This is a genomic window from Paracoccus rhizosphaerae (assembly GCF_026162645.1).
Classification (GTDB): Bacteria; Pseudomonadota; Alphaproteobacteria; order Rhodobacterales; family Rhodobacteraceae; genus Paracoccus; species Paracoccus rhizosphaerae.
This window is the reverse complement of record NZ_JAOTBE010000002.1, coordinates 1-13,391: the sequence shown is the minus strand read 5'-3', so window position 1 is coordinate 13,391 and position 13,391 is coordinate 1. Positions and strand designations below refer to the sequence as shown.

General features: G+C 66.2%; 18 protein-coding genes. 7 read left to right on the top strand and 11 right to left on the bottom strand.

Annotated features, from left to right (window positions below):
- Window positions 1-15 precede the first annotated feature (15 nt).
- From rapZ to OC184_RS01190, 5 genes are all read left to right on the top strand, one after another.
- Window positions 16-966, top strand: coding sequence for an RNase adapter RapZ (rapZ, locus tag OC184_RS01210; RefSeq protein ID WP_265505515.1), 951 nt, complete (start codon window positions 16-18; stop codon window positions 964-966).
- A gap of 43 nt (window positions 967-1,009) precedes the next feature.
- Window positions 1,010-1,432 (top strand): PTS sugar transporter subunit IIA, encoded by a 423-nt coding sequence (locus OC184_RS01205; RefSeq protein ID WP_265505355.1) that lies wholly within the window; start codon window positions 1,010-1,012, stop codon window positions 1,430-1,432.
- Window positions 1,429-1,707, top strand: a complete 279-nt coding sequence (locus OC184_RS01200; RefSeq protein WP_265505354.1) for an HPr family phosphocarrier protein — start codon at window positions 1,429-1,431, stop codon at window positions 1,705-1,707. Before OC184_RS01205 ends, OC184_RS01200 begins: the two co-directional genes overlap by 4 nt.
- Window positions 1,707-2,321 (top strand): TetR/AcrR family transcriptional regulator, encoded by a 615-nt coding sequence (locus OC184_RS01195; RefSeq protein ID WP_265505353.1) that lies wholly within the window; start codon window positions 1,707-1,709, stop codon window positions 2,319-2,321. Before OC184_RS01200 ends, OC184_RS01195 begins: the two co-directional genes overlap by 1 nt.
- A gap of 84 nt (window positions 2,322-2,405) precedes the next feature.
- Window positions 2,406-2,804 carry a DUF2852 domain-containing protein gene (locus OC184_RS01190; protein ID WP_265505352.1) on the top strand — a complete coding sequence of 133 codons (399 nt, stop codon included), beginning with the start codon at window positions 2,406-2,408 and terminating at the stop codon, window positions 2,802-2,804.
- Window positions 2,805-2,837: 33 nt separating this feature from the next.
- On the opposite strand, the gene OC184_RS01185 is transcribed toward OC184_RS01190, so the two are convergent.
- From OC184_RS01185 to OC184_RS01155, 7 genes are all read right to left on the bottom strand, one after another.
- Complete coding sequence (locus OC184_RS01185; protein ID WP_265505351.1) at window positions 2,838-3,713, bottom strand: 3-hydroxybutyryl-CoA dehydrogenase; 876 nt, start codon at window positions 3,711-3,713, stop codon at window positions 2,838-2,840.
- Window positions 3,714-3,787: 74 nt separating this feature from the next.
- Window positions 3,788-4,714, bottom strand: a complete 927-nt coding sequence (locus tag OC184_RS01180; RefSeq protein ID WP_265505350.1) for an electron transfer flavoprotein subunit alpha/FixB family protein — start codon at window positions 4,712-4,714, stop codon at window positions 3,788-3,790.
- Window positions 4,714-5,472 carry an electron transfer flavoprotein subunit beta/FixA family protein gene (locus tag OC184_RS01175; protein WP_265505349.1) on the bottom strand — a complete coding sequence of 253 codons (759 nt, stop codon included), beginning with the start codon at window positions 5,470-5,472 and terminating at the stop codon, window positions 4,714-4,716. Before OC184_RS01175 ends, OC184_RS01180 begins: the two co-directional genes overlap by 1 nt.
- A gap of 121 nt (window positions 5,473-5,593) precedes the next feature.
- Window positions 5,594-6,166, bottom strand: coding sequence for a cob(I)yrinic acid a,c-diamide adenosyltransferase (locus OC184_RS01170; protein WP_265505348.1), 573 nt, complete (start codon window positions 6,164-6,166; stop codon window positions 5,594-5,596).
- Entirely contained in the window at window positions 6,166-6,366 is a 201-nt protein-coding gene (locus OC184_RS01165; protein ID WP_265505347.1) for a twin transmembrane helix small protein, read from the bottom strand. The genes OC184_RS01170 and OC184_RS01165 overlap by 1 nt, the downstream gene beginning before the upstream one ends.
- A gap of 27 nt (window positions 6,367-6,393) precedes the next feature.
- Window positions 6,394-7,209: an SDR family NAD(P)-dependent oxidoreductase gene (locus tag OC184_RS01160; protein ID WP_265505346.1), complete on the bottom strand. Its 816-nt coding sequence runs from the start codon at window positions 7,207-7,209 to the stop codon at window positions 6,394-6,396.
- The gene (locus OC184_RS01155; protein WP_265505345.1) at window positions 7,206-7,703 is read right to left on the bottom strand and encodes an SH3 domain-containing protein; all 498 of its coding nucleotides are present in this window, start codon (window positions 7,701-7,703) and stop codon (window positions 7,206-7,208) included. Before OC184_RS01155 ends, OC184_RS01160 begins: the two co-directional genes overlap by 4 nt.
- Before the next feature lie 126 nt (window positions 7,704-7,829).
- On the opposite strand from OC184_RS01155, the gene parC reads away from it, so the two are divergent.
- Complete coding sequence (gene parC, locus OC184_RS01150; RefSeq protein WP_265505344.1) at window positions 7,830-10,073, top strand: DNA topoisomerase IV subunit A; 2,244 nt, start codon at window positions 7,830-7,832, stop codon at window positions 10,071-10,073.
- On the opposite strand, the gene OC184_RS01145 is transcribed toward parC, so the two are convergent.
- The 4 genes from OC184_RS01145 to OC184_RS01130 all read right to left on the bottom strand — a co-directional run bounded on the left by OC184_RS01145 (window position 10,070) and on the right by OC184_RS01130 (window position 12,973).
- The gene (locus tag OC184_RS01145; RefSeq protein WP_265505343.1) at window positions 10,070-10,978 is read right to left on the bottom strand and encodes an SDR family oxidoreductase; all 909 of its coding nucleotides are present in this window, start codon (window positions 10,976-10,978) and stop codon (window positions 10,070-10,072) included. The two genes, parC and OC184_RS01145, sit on opposite strands and share 4 nt — an antisense overlap.
- 67 nt (window positions 10,979-11,045) lie before the next feature.
- Window positions 11,046-11,627: a cytochrome b/b6 domain-containing protein gene (locus tag OC184_RS01140; RefSeq protein WP_265505342.1), complete on the bottom strand. Its 582-nt coding sequence runs from the start codon at window positions 11,625-11,627 to the stop codon at window positions 11,046-11,048.
- Window positions 11,627-12,076, bottom strand: coding sequence for a c-type cytochrome (locus OC184_RS01135; RefSeq protein ID WP_265505341.1), 450 nt, complete (start codon window positions 12,074-12,076; stop codon window positions 11,627-11,629). Before OC184_RS01135 ends, OC184_RS01140 begins: the two co-directional genes overlap by 1 nt.
- A 99-nt stretch (window positions 12,077-12,175) precedes the next feature.
- The gene (locus OC184_RS01130) at window positions 12,176-12,973 is read right to left on the bottom strand and encodes a tellurite resistance TerB family protein (protein WP_265505340.1); all 798 of its coding nucleotides are present in this window, start codon (window positions 12,971-12,973) and stop codon (window positions 12,176-12,178) included.
- 231 nt (window positions 12,974-13,204) lie between these two features.
- On the opposite strand from OC184_RS01130, the gene OC184_RS01125 reads away from it, so the two are divergent.
- On the top strand, window positions 13,205-13,391 hold a 187-nt coding region (locus OC184_RS01125), incomplete at its 3' end, for a GTP-binding protein (RefSeq protein ID WP_265505339.1).

The window sequence follows — 13,391 nt, the reverse complement described above, 5'->3', positions numbered from 1 at the left end:
GTGGTCCGCAACTTCATGACATCGCCGTCCAGCCGCGCAGGGAACCAGCGGCTCGTCCTGGTCACGGGCCCATCTGGTGCGGGACGCTCAACCGCGATCAACGTGCTCGAGGATCTGGGATTCGAGGCCATCGACAACCTGCCGCTGTCTCTGATCCCGCGCCTGCTGGACGGTCCGGCGCGGCCGATGCCGCTGGCACTGGGGCTGGATGTTCGCAACCGCGATTTCTCGACGTCCAACGTGATCGAACTGATCGACCGCTTGACCAGGTTGCCAGAATACTCGCCCGAGGTGCTGTATCTGGATTGCGCCGCCGACGTACTTGTCCGTCGCTATAACGAGACCCGCCGCCGCCATCCGCTGACCCCGGACGAGGCGCCGATGGCCGGCGTCCTGGCCGAGATCGACCTGCTGGCCCCCATCCGGGCAAGGGCCGATATTCTGGTGGACACGACCGAGCTGTCGCCGCATGACCTGAAGGCGGAACTGACGCGGGCCTTCGACATCCGGCCGGGTCAGCGCCTCAGCGTGTCGCTGCATTCCTTCAGCTACAAGCGCGGAGTGCCACGGGGCCTCGACATGATGTTCGACTGCCGCTTCCTGACCAATCCGCATTGGGAGCCGGACCTGCGCCCGCTGGATGGCCGCGACCCGAAGGTTCAGGCTCATGTCGCGGCCGATCCCCGATTCCCGGAGTTTTTCGCCAAGACCCTCGATCTGGTTGAATTCCTGCTCCCCGCGCATCTCGAAGAGGGTAAATCCCACCTTGCGGTGGGCTTCGGCTGCACCGGAGGAAAACACCGTTCCGTCACTTTGGTGGAAAAAGCGGCTCTGGCGCTTGCAGAGGCTGGCTGGCCGGTGTCAATAAGGCACAGGGAACTAGAGCGTCGCGGCGTCGCGCTGAACACCGGCGCAGATTTGCCGCGCGACGGCGAAACAGTGCCGGTGCGGGGGCAGGCGCTGTGAAGCTGCTGGGACCCGAGCGGTCGTTTTGTCTTGGTGGGGCGCATTGATCGGAATTGTCATTGTGGCGCATGGCGGGCTGGCGCGGGAGTATCTCTCCGCGGTAGAGCATGTCGTGGGCCCGCAGGTGGGCATCGCTGCCGTCGCGATCGAGGACGATCACGACCGTGCCGTGAAGACGGCGGAAATCAAGGCTGCGGCGGATGCGGTCGACCTGGGGGACGGAGTTGTTCTGGTAACCGACCTTTTCGGCGGCTCACCCTCGAACCTGTCGCTGCCGGCTTGCGCGGTGCAGGATCGGACCATCCTCTATGGCGCGAACCTGCCGATGCTGGTCAAGCTGGCCAAGTCACGGCACCTGACCGTGCGTGACGCGGTCACCTGTGCCAAGGATGCTGGCCGCAAGTACATCAACTCATATAACGTGCCGCCGGATGTCGGTTTGGACAGCGGAAGTTGCGCCCGATGACGGAAACCGTCACCCGAGAGCTGTCGATCATCAACGTCAAGGGACTGCATGCGCGGGCCAGCGCCAAGTTCGTCGACGTCGTCGAACGTTTCGATGCGCAGGCGACGGTCGAGAAGGACGGCATGGCCGTCGCCGGCGACTCGATCATGGGGCTGTTGATGTTGACGGCCCCGCGCGGCAGCCAGATCAGGGTCACCGCCAGCGGCCCACAGGCGGTCGAGCTTCTGGACGCGCTGGATGCGCTTGTGGCGGATTACTTCGGCGAAGGCATGTAGTGCCGGGCCGCAAGTCCTATCACCACGGCAACCTGCGGCAAGCGCTTGTCGAGGCAACGGCCGCGTTGATCGAGGCGCAGGGGCCCCAGGCCTTCACCCTGGCCGAGGCAGCCAGAAGTGCCGAGGTGTCGGCGGCGGCCCCTTACCGCCACTTCAAGGGCCGCGACGACCTTCTGGAAGAAGTTGCACGACAAGGCTTCGTCGAATTCACCGGCAGGCTGGAGGCGGCCTTCGACCAGGGGCGCCCCAAACCGCTGACGGCCTTCCTGCGCATGGGGCAGGCCTATCTGGACTTCGCGGCCGAACGACCAGGATACTACATGGCGATGTTTGAATCCGGGATCTCGGTCGTCGGCAATGCCGATCTGGCGGCGGCGTCGGACGGGGCCCGGGGCGTCCTGGTGACTGCAGCCGAGGCGTTGTCATCCCGTCTGCCTGCCGCAGACCGTCCTCCGGCGCGGATGGTGGCGAACCACATTTGGGCCCTTAGCCATGGCGTGGTCGAACTGTTCGGACGCGGCAGACCCGGCAGCCGCAGCCCCGTCGCCGCCAGCGAGATGCTGGAAAGCGGCGCCCTGATCTATCTTCGCGGTCTTGGCCTGATCCCGGAGTGATTTTTCTTCGCGTTTGTCTTGAAGATGCCCGACGACGTTCCATCTATGTAAATGTGAATAACATTAACATAGGGAGACCTTCTGATGGACACTGCCTCACGCGCGCTTCGACCGACCGGCGGTCCGCGCCTCGGCGAAATCCTCGCCCGTGGCCGCGACTGGCTGGACGACTGTGGCCGCGCCGCCTGGATCGTCGCCATGATCCTCGGTTTCATCGCCTTCTGGCCTTTGGGCCTCGGCCTCATGTTCTACATGATCTGGAGCAAACGCATGTTCGGATGCAGCAAACGCACGCGCGCCCCCCGCTATACCGCCTCGTCCACTGGAAACTCGGCCTTCGACGCCTATCGCGAACAGACGCTGAAGCGGCTGGAGGACGAACACCGCGAGTTCGTCGATTTCCTGCAGAAGCTTCGCGAAGCCAAGGACAAGGCCGAATTCGACCAGTTCATGGACAGCCGCCAGCTGAAGGCGGATGCCTGACCGACAAGGGGGCCGGGTGACCGGCCCCTGTCCTCAGCGCGTCGGAACCGGGGTTTCGCCGCGATAGTCGTAGAAGCCGCGGCCTGTCTTACGGCCCAGCCAGCCGGCCTCGACATATTTCGTCAGCAGCGGGCAAGGGCGGTACTTGGTGTCCGCCAGCCCGTCATGCAGGACGTTCATGATTGCAAGGCAGGTGTCCAGGCCAATGAAGTCGGCCAGTTCCAGCGGCCCCATCGGATGGTTCGTGCCCAGCTTCATCGCGCTGTCAATCGATTGGACGGAACCTACGCCCTCATAAAGCGTGTAGACCGCCTCGTTGATCATCGGCATCAGGATGCGGTTGACGATGAAGGCCGGGAAATCCTCGGCGCTGGCTGCCGTCTTGCCCAGCTTGCCGACCACATCTAGCAGGGCCGAATAGGTCGCCTCGTCCGTGGCGATGCCGCGGATCAGCTCGACCAACTGCATGACGGGGACGGGGTTCATGAAGTGGAACCCCATGAACTTCTCGGGCCGGTCGGTCCGGCTGGCCAGCCGCGTGATCGAGATGGACGAGGTGTTCGACGTCAGGATCGTCTCGGGCTTCAGATGCGGGACCAGATCCTCGAAGATCGCCTGCTTGACGGTCTCGCGCTCGGTCGCGGCCTCGATGACCAGATCGGTCCGGCCCAGGTCGGACAGCTTCAGCGTCGTGCTCAGCCGGTCCATGGCCGCCTTCTTGTCACTGGCCGAGATCTTCTCGCGGCTGACCTGCCGCTCCAGGTTGCGGTCGATCAGCGACACCGCCTTGTCCAGCGCGTCCTGGCTGATGTCGGTCAGCAGCACGTCGAAGCCGGCGACGGCAAAGACATGGGCGATACCGTTGCCCATCTGGCCTGCACCGATCACGCCAACCGATTGAATCGCCATATCTGTACCCCTGCTTTTACTTGAAAAACCGCTCCCGGAGGAGCGGCTCCAGAACTCGTTCCGCCAGGTCGCGGTCAGAGCTTCTCGGTCAGTTCCGGGACGATGGTGAAGAGGTCACCGACAAGGCCGTAATCGGCGACCTGGAAGATCGGCGCTTCCTCGTCCTTGTTGATGGCGACGATGACCTTGCTGTCCTTCATGCCGGCCAGGTGCTGGATCGCGCCCGAGATGCCCACCGCGACATAGAGCGCGGGCGCCACGACCTTGCCGGTCTGGCCCACCTGCCAGTCGTTCGGGGCATAGCCTGAGTCAACCGCGGCGCGCGATGCGCCGACCGCGGCGCCAAGCTTGTCGGCCAGCTGCTCGATCAGCACGAACTGCTCTTTCGAGCCGAGCGCGCGGCCGCCGGACACGACGCGGCCGGCCGAGGTCAGCTCGGGGCGGTCGCTTTCCGCCGTCTCGTCGTTCAGCCAGGACGACAGCGCCGGGTCGTCCGCCAGCGCCGCGTCGGACACGGGGGCCTGACCGCCGTCGCCCGCCGCGTCGAAGCTGGTGGTGCGGATCGTCATGACCTTGACCGCATCCGAGGACTTGACCGTCTGGATCGCGTTGCCAGCATAGACCGGGCGCTCGAACGTGTCGGCGTCGATGACCTTCGAGACGTCCGAGATCACCATCACGTCCAGAAGCGCTGCCACGCGGGGCATGACGTTCTTGGCATCGGTGGTCGCAGGCGCCACGACATGGCTGTAATCGCCCGCCAGCGACGCCAGCAGCGCCGCCGTCGGCTCGGCCAGGCGGTGGCCATAGCGCGCGTCCTCGGCCACGAGGACCTTTGCGACGCCTGCGATCCTGGCGGCGGCATCCGCCGCGGCACGGGCCTGCGCGCCGGCGCAGAGGACGGTGACGTCGCCCAGGGGCGCCATGGCGCTGACGGCCTTGCCCGTCGCGTCGGTGTTCAGTTCGCCATTGGTGACTTCGGCCAGCAGAAGAACAGCCATCACACGACCCCCGCTTCTTTCAGTTTCGACACCAGCTCATCGACCGAGCCGACCTTGATCCCGGCCTTGCGGCCCTCGGGCTCGCGCGTGCTGACCACGGTCAGGCGCGGCGTGACGTCAACGCCGTAATCGGCCGCGGTCTTCTCCTCCAGCGGCTTCTTCTTGGCCTTCATGATGTTGGGAAGGCTGGCATAGCGCGGCTCGTTCAGGCGCAGGTCGGCGGTGACGATGGCCGGAAGCTTGACCTCAATGGTCTGCAGGCCGCCGTCGACCTCGCGGGTGACCTTCGCGGCCTCTCCCTCAATCTCCAGCTTGCTGGCGAAGGTTGCCTGGCCCCAGCCCAGAAGCGCCGCCAGCATCTGGCCGGTCGCGTTCATGTCGTTGTCGATTGCCTGCTTGCCGGCGATCACCAGGCCGGGCTGCTCCTGATCGACCACGGCCTTGAGGATCTTGGCCACCGCCAACGGCTCGATGTCCTGGTGGACGTCGTCTGCGGCGACCACCAGGATCGCGCGGTCCGCACCCATCGCCAGCGCCGTGCGCAGCGTCTCCTGCGCCTGCTTGACGCCGATGCTGACGACGACGATCTCGGTCGCCGTGCCCTTCTCCTTCAGTCGGATCGCCTCCTCGACGGCGATCTCGTCGAAGGGGTTCATCGACATCTTCACATTGGCCAGATCGACACCCGACCCGTCCGCCTTGACGCGGGCCTTCACGTTATAATCGATCACCCGCTTAACCGGCACGAGGACTTTCATCAGCCTCTCTCCCTTTCTTGCGTCGTCTTTCGAGGGGAAGTGTTAGACAGGCCGTTCCGGCAATAACAGGGCAAAAACGTCACCGAACGTCGCGTTTGCGGCCGTTTTGACCGGTCCGGCGCTAACGGCTGGCGCCGGGCACCCACAGGATGTCGCTCGCGCCGCCGTCGTTGGCCACGCGGCCGGCCACGAACAGCCAATCCGACAGCCGGTTCAGATAGCGCACCGCGGACCCGTTCACGTCTCCACCCGCCAGCAGTTCAGTCGCGCGACGTTCGGCCCGGCGGGCGACGGTCCGCGCCAGGTGCAGATGCGCCGCCAGCGCCGATCCGCCCGGCAGGATGAAGCTGCGCAGCGGCTGCAGGTCCGCGTTCATCGCGTCGATCTCGGCCTCCAGCCGGTCCACCTGCGCGTCGATGATCCGCAGGACCGGATAACTGGCCTGGTCATCGGCGGCCATGTGCGGCCGCGACAGATCGGCCCCCAGGTCGAAGAGATCGTTCTGGATCACGGCCAGCCGTTCGGCCAGCTGGCCTTCGGCATGCAACCGGCAGAGGCCGAGCGTCGCGTTCAGCTCATCCACGGTGCCATAGGCTTCGACGCGGGCGTCATGCTTGGCGACCCGGCTGCCGTCGGACAAGGCGGTGTCGCCCTTGTCGCCCGTGCGGGTATAAATCTTGTTCAGCACCACCATCAGAGCGCCCTCCACCAGACGAACAGCAGCATGATCGCAATGGCCGCGGCCTGCGCATAGAGCCGCCAGCGCATCATCCGGTTGCCGTGCTTGCGATTGAACTCTCCGCCGCGGGCAAAGCCGCCGATGCCGGTCATCAGAATTGCCACGACCACGCCGATCGACACCAGCATCACGATGAACAGGGATTTGTCTTCCATGGGGCGCACCGCCTTTCGCTCGTGAACCTAGCCGCGCCTGGCAAACCAGTCCAGAGCACGGGAGGACAGAACCCGCCGCGCCACGCCCGAAATGCGCGTCGGCGCCGTGACATAATAGCGCGGCGCCGGATTCCGCGCGTTCAGGGCGGCCACGATCCGGTCGCTGACCGCGCTTGGCGGCAGCTCGAACCGGTCCTTCCCCGATGGCTGATAGAGCCGCTTCAGAAGGCTGTCGCGATACTGGCCCGCCCGCGCACTGGCCTGCCAGTCCACCCAACGTTCGAAATGGGGGATGGCGTTCTCGCGGATGCGGCTGGTGATCGGGCCGGGCTCGATCAGGACGACCTTGACGGGGGTGCCGTGCATCTCCAGCCGCAGGACGTCGGTCAGCCCTTCCATCGCGAACTTGGTTGCCACGTAGGGGCCGCGCCAAGGAATGCCAACCAGCCCCAGGACCGAACTGATGTTCACGATCCGCCCTCCGTGCTGCCGGAAATGCGGGATCAGCCTGACCGTCAAGTCATGCGTGCCGAAGAGGTTCACCTCGAAGATCGCCCGCAGGGCATCGCGGGACATGTCCTCGACCGCGCCGGGCAGGGCGAAGGCGGCGTTGTTCACCACCGCATCCAGCGGCCCGCCCTCCAGCACCGTCTTGACGCAGACGGCGACGCTGTCGGTGTCGCCCAGTTCAAGGTGGACGGCCTCCATCCCCTCGGCGCGCCTGGCCTCGAGGTCGTCGGGGCGGCGGCAGGTGGCCACGACGCGCCAGCCTTCGGCGGTCAGGCGGCGCGCGGCATCCAGGCCGATCCCGGACGAGCAGCCGGTCACAAGGACACGCTTCACGGCGCCTCCGTCGACAGGAAGTCGGTCGAGACGAAGCCGCGGCTACCGCCGGGGGCGCTGACCTCGATCCAGCCGTCCCGCGCGTCACCCACGGGCATCACGCCGGTGCCTTGGTCCAACGCCGACACCACCGGATTGCCCGACCCCGGCCCGGACCGCATGTTCAGCCGCGTCGCCGTCACATAGAGCATGTCGGCATCCGCCGCCGGAGCTGGGGCCACGATGTCGTCGGCCGCATGTTCGGGCGACGGCATCAGTTCGGGGCCGGGAAACTCCACCACCTGTTCGGGCGTCTGACTGGCTGCGGGAATGATTTCGGCCGGTGCTTCGGCTTGCATGGCGGTGGCTGGGGCGGCGCCGGCATCCTGCGCTGCAGTCGCCTCAGGCGGCGGGGGAGGCCGTCGGTCCGCCCGCAGATCGCCCGCACCATAGATGGCCAGCACCGCGTAAAGCCCCAAAAGCGTCGCCAGCATCAGCAGTCCCAGCCTGATCATCGTCCGCGTTCTCCTGCCCGTGCCCAGCTTATCGGTCCGGCGGTTCAACGCCAAGCGCTGCGGCGCGTTCCGCATCCGTACTTTTCGATCTGGACCGTTCGGGCGGCGCGGCATATCCAAGGGCGCATGTCCGACGATCTGCTTCCCGACCCCCAAGACGGCACGCAATCCGAACCGCTCAGCCGCGCCATCGGCGAGCGTTACCTGACCTATGCGCTGTCTACGATCATGCACCGTGCGCTGCCCGATGCTCGCGACGGCCTGAAGCCGGTGCATCGCCGCATCCTCTATGCGATGCGCGAACTGCGGCTGTCGCCGAGCGGCGCCTTCCGCAAGTCGGCCAAGATCACCGGCGACGTGATGGGCAACTATCACCCCCATGGTGACGCTGCGATCTATGACGCGATGGCGCGCTTGGCCCAGGATTTCGCCATGCGCTATCCGCTGGTGGACGGGCAAGGGAACTTCGGCAATATCGACGGCGATAACCCGGCCGCCGCCCGCTACACCGAGGCGCGGCTGGCGGCGACGTCAGAGTCGCTGATGGATGGGCTGGCCGAGGATTCGGTCGATTTTCGCCCGAACTATGACGGCACGCTGTCCGAACCGGTGGTGCTGCCCGCGGCCTTCCCGAACCTGCTGGCGAATGGTGCGTCGGGAATCGCGGTGGGCATGGCCACGAATGTGCCGCCCCATAACCTGCATGAGGTCGTGGACGCCTGCCTGCACCTGATCAAGACACCCGATGCGCGCGACGACACGCTGGCTGGCATCATCCAGGGGCCCGACTTTCCGACCGGCGGCGTCATCGTCGAAAGCCGCGAGACCATCGCCGGCATCTATCGCACCGGTCGCGGCGCCTTCCGTGTCCGTGCACGGTGGGCGCAAGAGGATCTGGGCCGCGGCTTGTGGCAGATCGTCGTCACCGAGATCCCCTACCAGGTCCAGAAGTCCAAGCTGATCGAGCGTCTGGCCGAGCTGATCCAGACCCGCAAGATCCCGATCCTGGCCGACATCCGCGACGAATCGGCCGAGGACATCCGCATCGTGTTGGAGCCGAAAGCCCGCACCGTCGATCCCGAGCAGCTGATGGGCGCGCTGTTCCGGTCCAGCGACCTCGAGATCCGGTTCAACCTGAACATGAACGTGCTGATCGACGGCCGCGTACCCAAGGTCTGTTCGCTGAAAGAGGTCCTGCGCGCCTTCCTGGACCACCGGCGCGAGGTTCTGGTTCGCCGTGCCAATTTCCGGCTGGAGAAGATCGCCGCCCGGCTTGAGGTGCTGGAAGGCTATCTGGTCGCCTACCTGAACCTGGACCGGGTGATCGAGATCATCCGCCATGAGGATGAGCCCAAGGCCGTGATGATGGCCGAGTTCGGCCTCTCCGAGGTCCAGGTCGAGGCGATCCTGAACATGCGCCTGCGTGCGCTTCGCAAGCTGGAGGAGATCGAGCTGCGGGCCGAACGCGACGCCCTGCTGGAAGAGCGCCAAGGGCTGCAGGCCATGCTGGCCAGCGAGGACGCGCAATGGGCACGGATCGCGGACCAGCTGAAGGAGGTTCGAAACCTTTTCGGCAAGTCCAGCCCCGAGGGCCAGCGCCGCACGACCATCGCCGAGGCCGCCGAAACGCCGGTCATCGACCTGGAGGCGATGATCGAGCGGGAGCCGCTGACCGTGATCCTGTCGAAGATGGGCTGGATCCGCAGCATGAAGGGCCACCAGCCGCTGGATGCGGAGCTGAAGTTCAAGGACGGCGACGGTCCGGGCCTCGCGCTTCATGCCGAGACGACCGACAAGCTGATGGTCTTCGCCTCGAATGGCCGGTTCTACACGATCCCGGCCAATACTTTGCCCGGCGGCCGCGGCATGGGCGAACCGCTGCGCCTGATGATCGACCTGCCGAACGAGGCCGAGATCATCGCCATGTTCCCCTGGCGCGAAGGGGTGAAGTATCTGGTCGCCTCGAAGGCCGGCGACGGCTTCGTCGTGGGATCGGGCGATATCCTGGCGCAGACCCGATCGGGCAAGCAGGTCCTGAACGGCGATGCACTTCTCTGCCGTCCCGTCCATGGCGACCACGTGGCGGTGGTGGGCGAGAACCGCAAGCTTCTGGTCTTCCCGCTGGCCGAACTGCCGGAAATGGCGCGCGGCAAGGGGGTGCGGCTGCAGCGCTATGGCAAGGGCGGCGGGCTGATCAAGGACGACTGCATGACCGACGCCATCTGCCTGACGCTGGCGCAGGGCCTGTCCTGGCAGATGGGCGGCGGCAAGACCCGGACCGAACCCGACCTGACCGAGTGGCTGGGCAAGCGTGGCAGCACCGGCCGGATGGCGCCGCGCGGTTTCCCGCGCGACAACCGCTTCACCTAAAGCCCGCTGCCGCCGACCGATCCAAAGTATTCGCCGGTGATATAGCTGGCCTCGTCCGAGGCCAGCAGCACATAGATCGGCGCGATCTCGACCGGCTGGCCGGGGCGGCCGATGGGCTGGCTGGACCCGTGTTCGGCCGCGGCCTCGGGGGGCTGGCCGCCGCTGATCTGCAGCGCGGTCCAGTAGGGTCCCGGGCAGACGGCGTTGACGCGGATGCCACGCGGCGCCAGCTGCTTGGCCAGCGACTGCGCGAAGGCGACATTAGCGGCCTTGCTTTGGGCATAATCGAAAAGGTGCGCCGCCGGCTTGAACGCCTGCACCGAAGAGGTGATGATGATCGACCCGCCTTCGCCCATATGCGCCAGCGCCGCCTTGGTCACCCAGAAGGGGGCGTAGACGTTCGTCTTCATCGTCGCGTCGAAATCCTCGGTCGTCAGGTCCTCGAGCTTATGGCAGAACTGCTGGCGGCCGGCGTTGTTCACCAGCACGTCCAGTCCGCCCAGCTGAGAGGCGGCGCTTTCGACCAGTTCCTTGCAGAAGGCCTCTTCGCGCAGGTCGCCGGGGATGGCGACGGCCGTGCGGCCCTCGGCCTTGATGGCGGCGATGACGCGGTCGGCATCCGGCTGTTCCTCGGGCAGGAAGTTGATCGCCACGTCTGCGCCCTCTCGGGCGAAGGCGATGGCCGCCGCCGCGCCGATGCCGCTGTCGCCGCCGGTGATCAGCGCGCGCTTGCCCTTCAGCCGGCCGCTGCCCTTGTAGCTGGTCTCGCCATGATCGGGCAGGGGGTCCATCTTCTGGGCAAGGCCTGGCGCCTGCTGTTCCTGCCTTGGGAAATCCGGAACGGGAAGGGTCGGGTCGGAAATGGCGCCGCTGCGGAATGGCGGAAGAACTGGATCGCTGGACATCTGAACCTCGTGTCGTTGCGTGTGGGTCGCAACGACCGCGCCACGGGATGGTTCCGGCGCGCGGCTGTCAGCGGCGGCGCACCCATTTCCAGCCGGTGATCATGGGGCGCACCAGATCCTCGCGCTTCCAGATGCGGTAATAGGCGATCACCGCGACATGCAGCAGCACCAGCACCAGGATCAGGTTCGACCCCAGGTCGTGCCACCCGACCGCGGCCCGTGACGTCTCGCGGCTGACCTGATCGGCCAGCGGGCCGACATTGATGAAGTCGTCGGGGTCGAGGACCAACCCGCTGCCCACCTGCCACAGCAGGACGGCCAGCATCGCGATGACCGAAAAGGCTCCCATCGGGTTGTGGCCCGGCCAGTGGCTGGGCTGGCGGAGATGCAGATGCCGGACATAGTCCCAGGTCGCCCGAGGTCCGCGCACGAAGCTGGTGAAGCGGGCGGGTTCGGGACCGACGACACCCCAGACAAGCCGGAAGACCAGCAGCCCCAGGATCGTATAGCCGAACCAGAAGTGCAGCGTCATCACGGCCGGCCCGAACTTGCCCAGCAGCCAGTTGGCGATCACCAGCCCGGCCAGCAGCCAGTGATAGATCCGCAGCAGGGGATCCCACAGGCGCACCCGCTCGGCCGGCGAGGGCATCAGCGGTCCTGGCGATAGGAATCGTGGCAGTCGCGGCAGGCAAGGCCAAGGTTCTGCACCACCGGCCCCAGGCTCTCCTGACCGCCCGTGACCTGCTGGTCGATCCCTTGAGCCGCCTCGGCCAACGCGGCGTACTTCTGTTCGAAATCGTCGCGGTCCTGCCAGATCGCCGGCAGCGCATCCGAATTGTCGATATCTTCCGACGAGGTTCCTTCGACGAACAGCTTTGGCGCGTTGTAATTCGTCAGCGCCATCAGGTTTTGCGCGGCGTCCGTGGCCGCGGCCTCGTCATACGGCAGCTCGCCCTTGGCCATGGCGGACAGGGTACCCATCTCGATGGACAGCATCGTCATGAAGCCGTGCCGGGCCTCCACCGCGTCTTCGGGGGATTGGGCAAGCGCGGTGCCGGCAAGGGTGGAAATGGCGGCGGCAAGGGTGACGTGACGCATGGCTGGCTCCTGATTGGCTGGCGGACGATGCTCTGGCCCCAGAGTGGCAGAGCATCCCTTTCCGATCAATTGCCTCGACGCGCCTTCGCGCCGAAGCTCTCAGGCTCCGTTATAGAGCGGCATCACCCCGGCTTCGCGGTGGATGTCGTTCACGGCGGTCCGGTCCAGGCCCATGGCGACGGCCAGGTCGTTCAGGTAACGGGCCTCGGCCTCGCTGTCGAAGTCGATCGCCAGAAGCGACATCAGATAGACCTGCGACTGCATTCCCTCGGGAACGTCCCGCGCCAGGGCCGCCGCATCGACGGGGGCGGTCATCTGCTCGCGGATGAACTGCCGCTCTTCGTCGTCCAGATCGTTGCCCAGGTGGCCCAGAAGGCGCTGGCGTTCCGCATCGTCGATGTGACCGTCCGACTTGGCCGCCTGGATCATGGCGCGCAGCATCAGCCCCGCCAAGGCGTTCTGCTCGGGGGTGGGGGTGACCTGCGGCTCTCCATCATGGCTGAGGGCGTCGTCGAAGAGCTGCCCGAAGCTTGCCTCGTTCCTAGGCTGCGAATCCTTTCGCGCCAGGCTTCCGGCAGCACCGCCCGCCGCCGCCCCGCCCAGAAGGCCGCCCAGCATGTCGCCAAGGCCACCCTGGCCGCGGGATCCGCGTCCACCCAGCTGGTCCAGCAGCCCGCCAAGGCTGCCGCGCGACGCGCCGCCGCCGCCGCCCAAAGCGCGCCCCAGCATGTCGCTGACGCTGCCGCCCCTGCCGCCGGTATTGTTGGCCAGAAGGTTGTCCAAAAGGCCGCCGCCCTGGACCTTGGCGTGCTTGCGGCCCTGCTGCTGCTGCGACATCATCGTGCCGATGCCCTTGGCCAACATCACGCCCGCCGCCACCTTGGTCAGACTTCTCATCAAGCTCATGCCCGTCTCCCGTGGTTGACCCGCGGTCGCGCGGGTCTGCTGCATCACGAACGATATGGGCGCCCTGGTCGTTCCAGCAATGGCGCGGGCGTCGCAGGCGTGCCGCGGTCGCGGACCTTCGCGCGTGCACGCCCTTGATTTTTCCCAAGCCGGCTTATATGTCGCGGCGCACGTCAAATCCGGGGCCCCTCAGCCATGCCCCGCGGTATCCAGGAGGCCCACATGGCAAAGGCAAAGTTTGAACGGACGAAACCGCACGTGAACATCGGGACCATCGGTCACGTCGATCACGGCAAGACGACGCTGACGGCTGCGATCACGAAGTACTTCGGCGACTTCCGCGCCTATGACCAGATCGACGGCGCGCCCGAGGAGAAGGCCCGCGGGATCACGATCTCGACCGCGCACG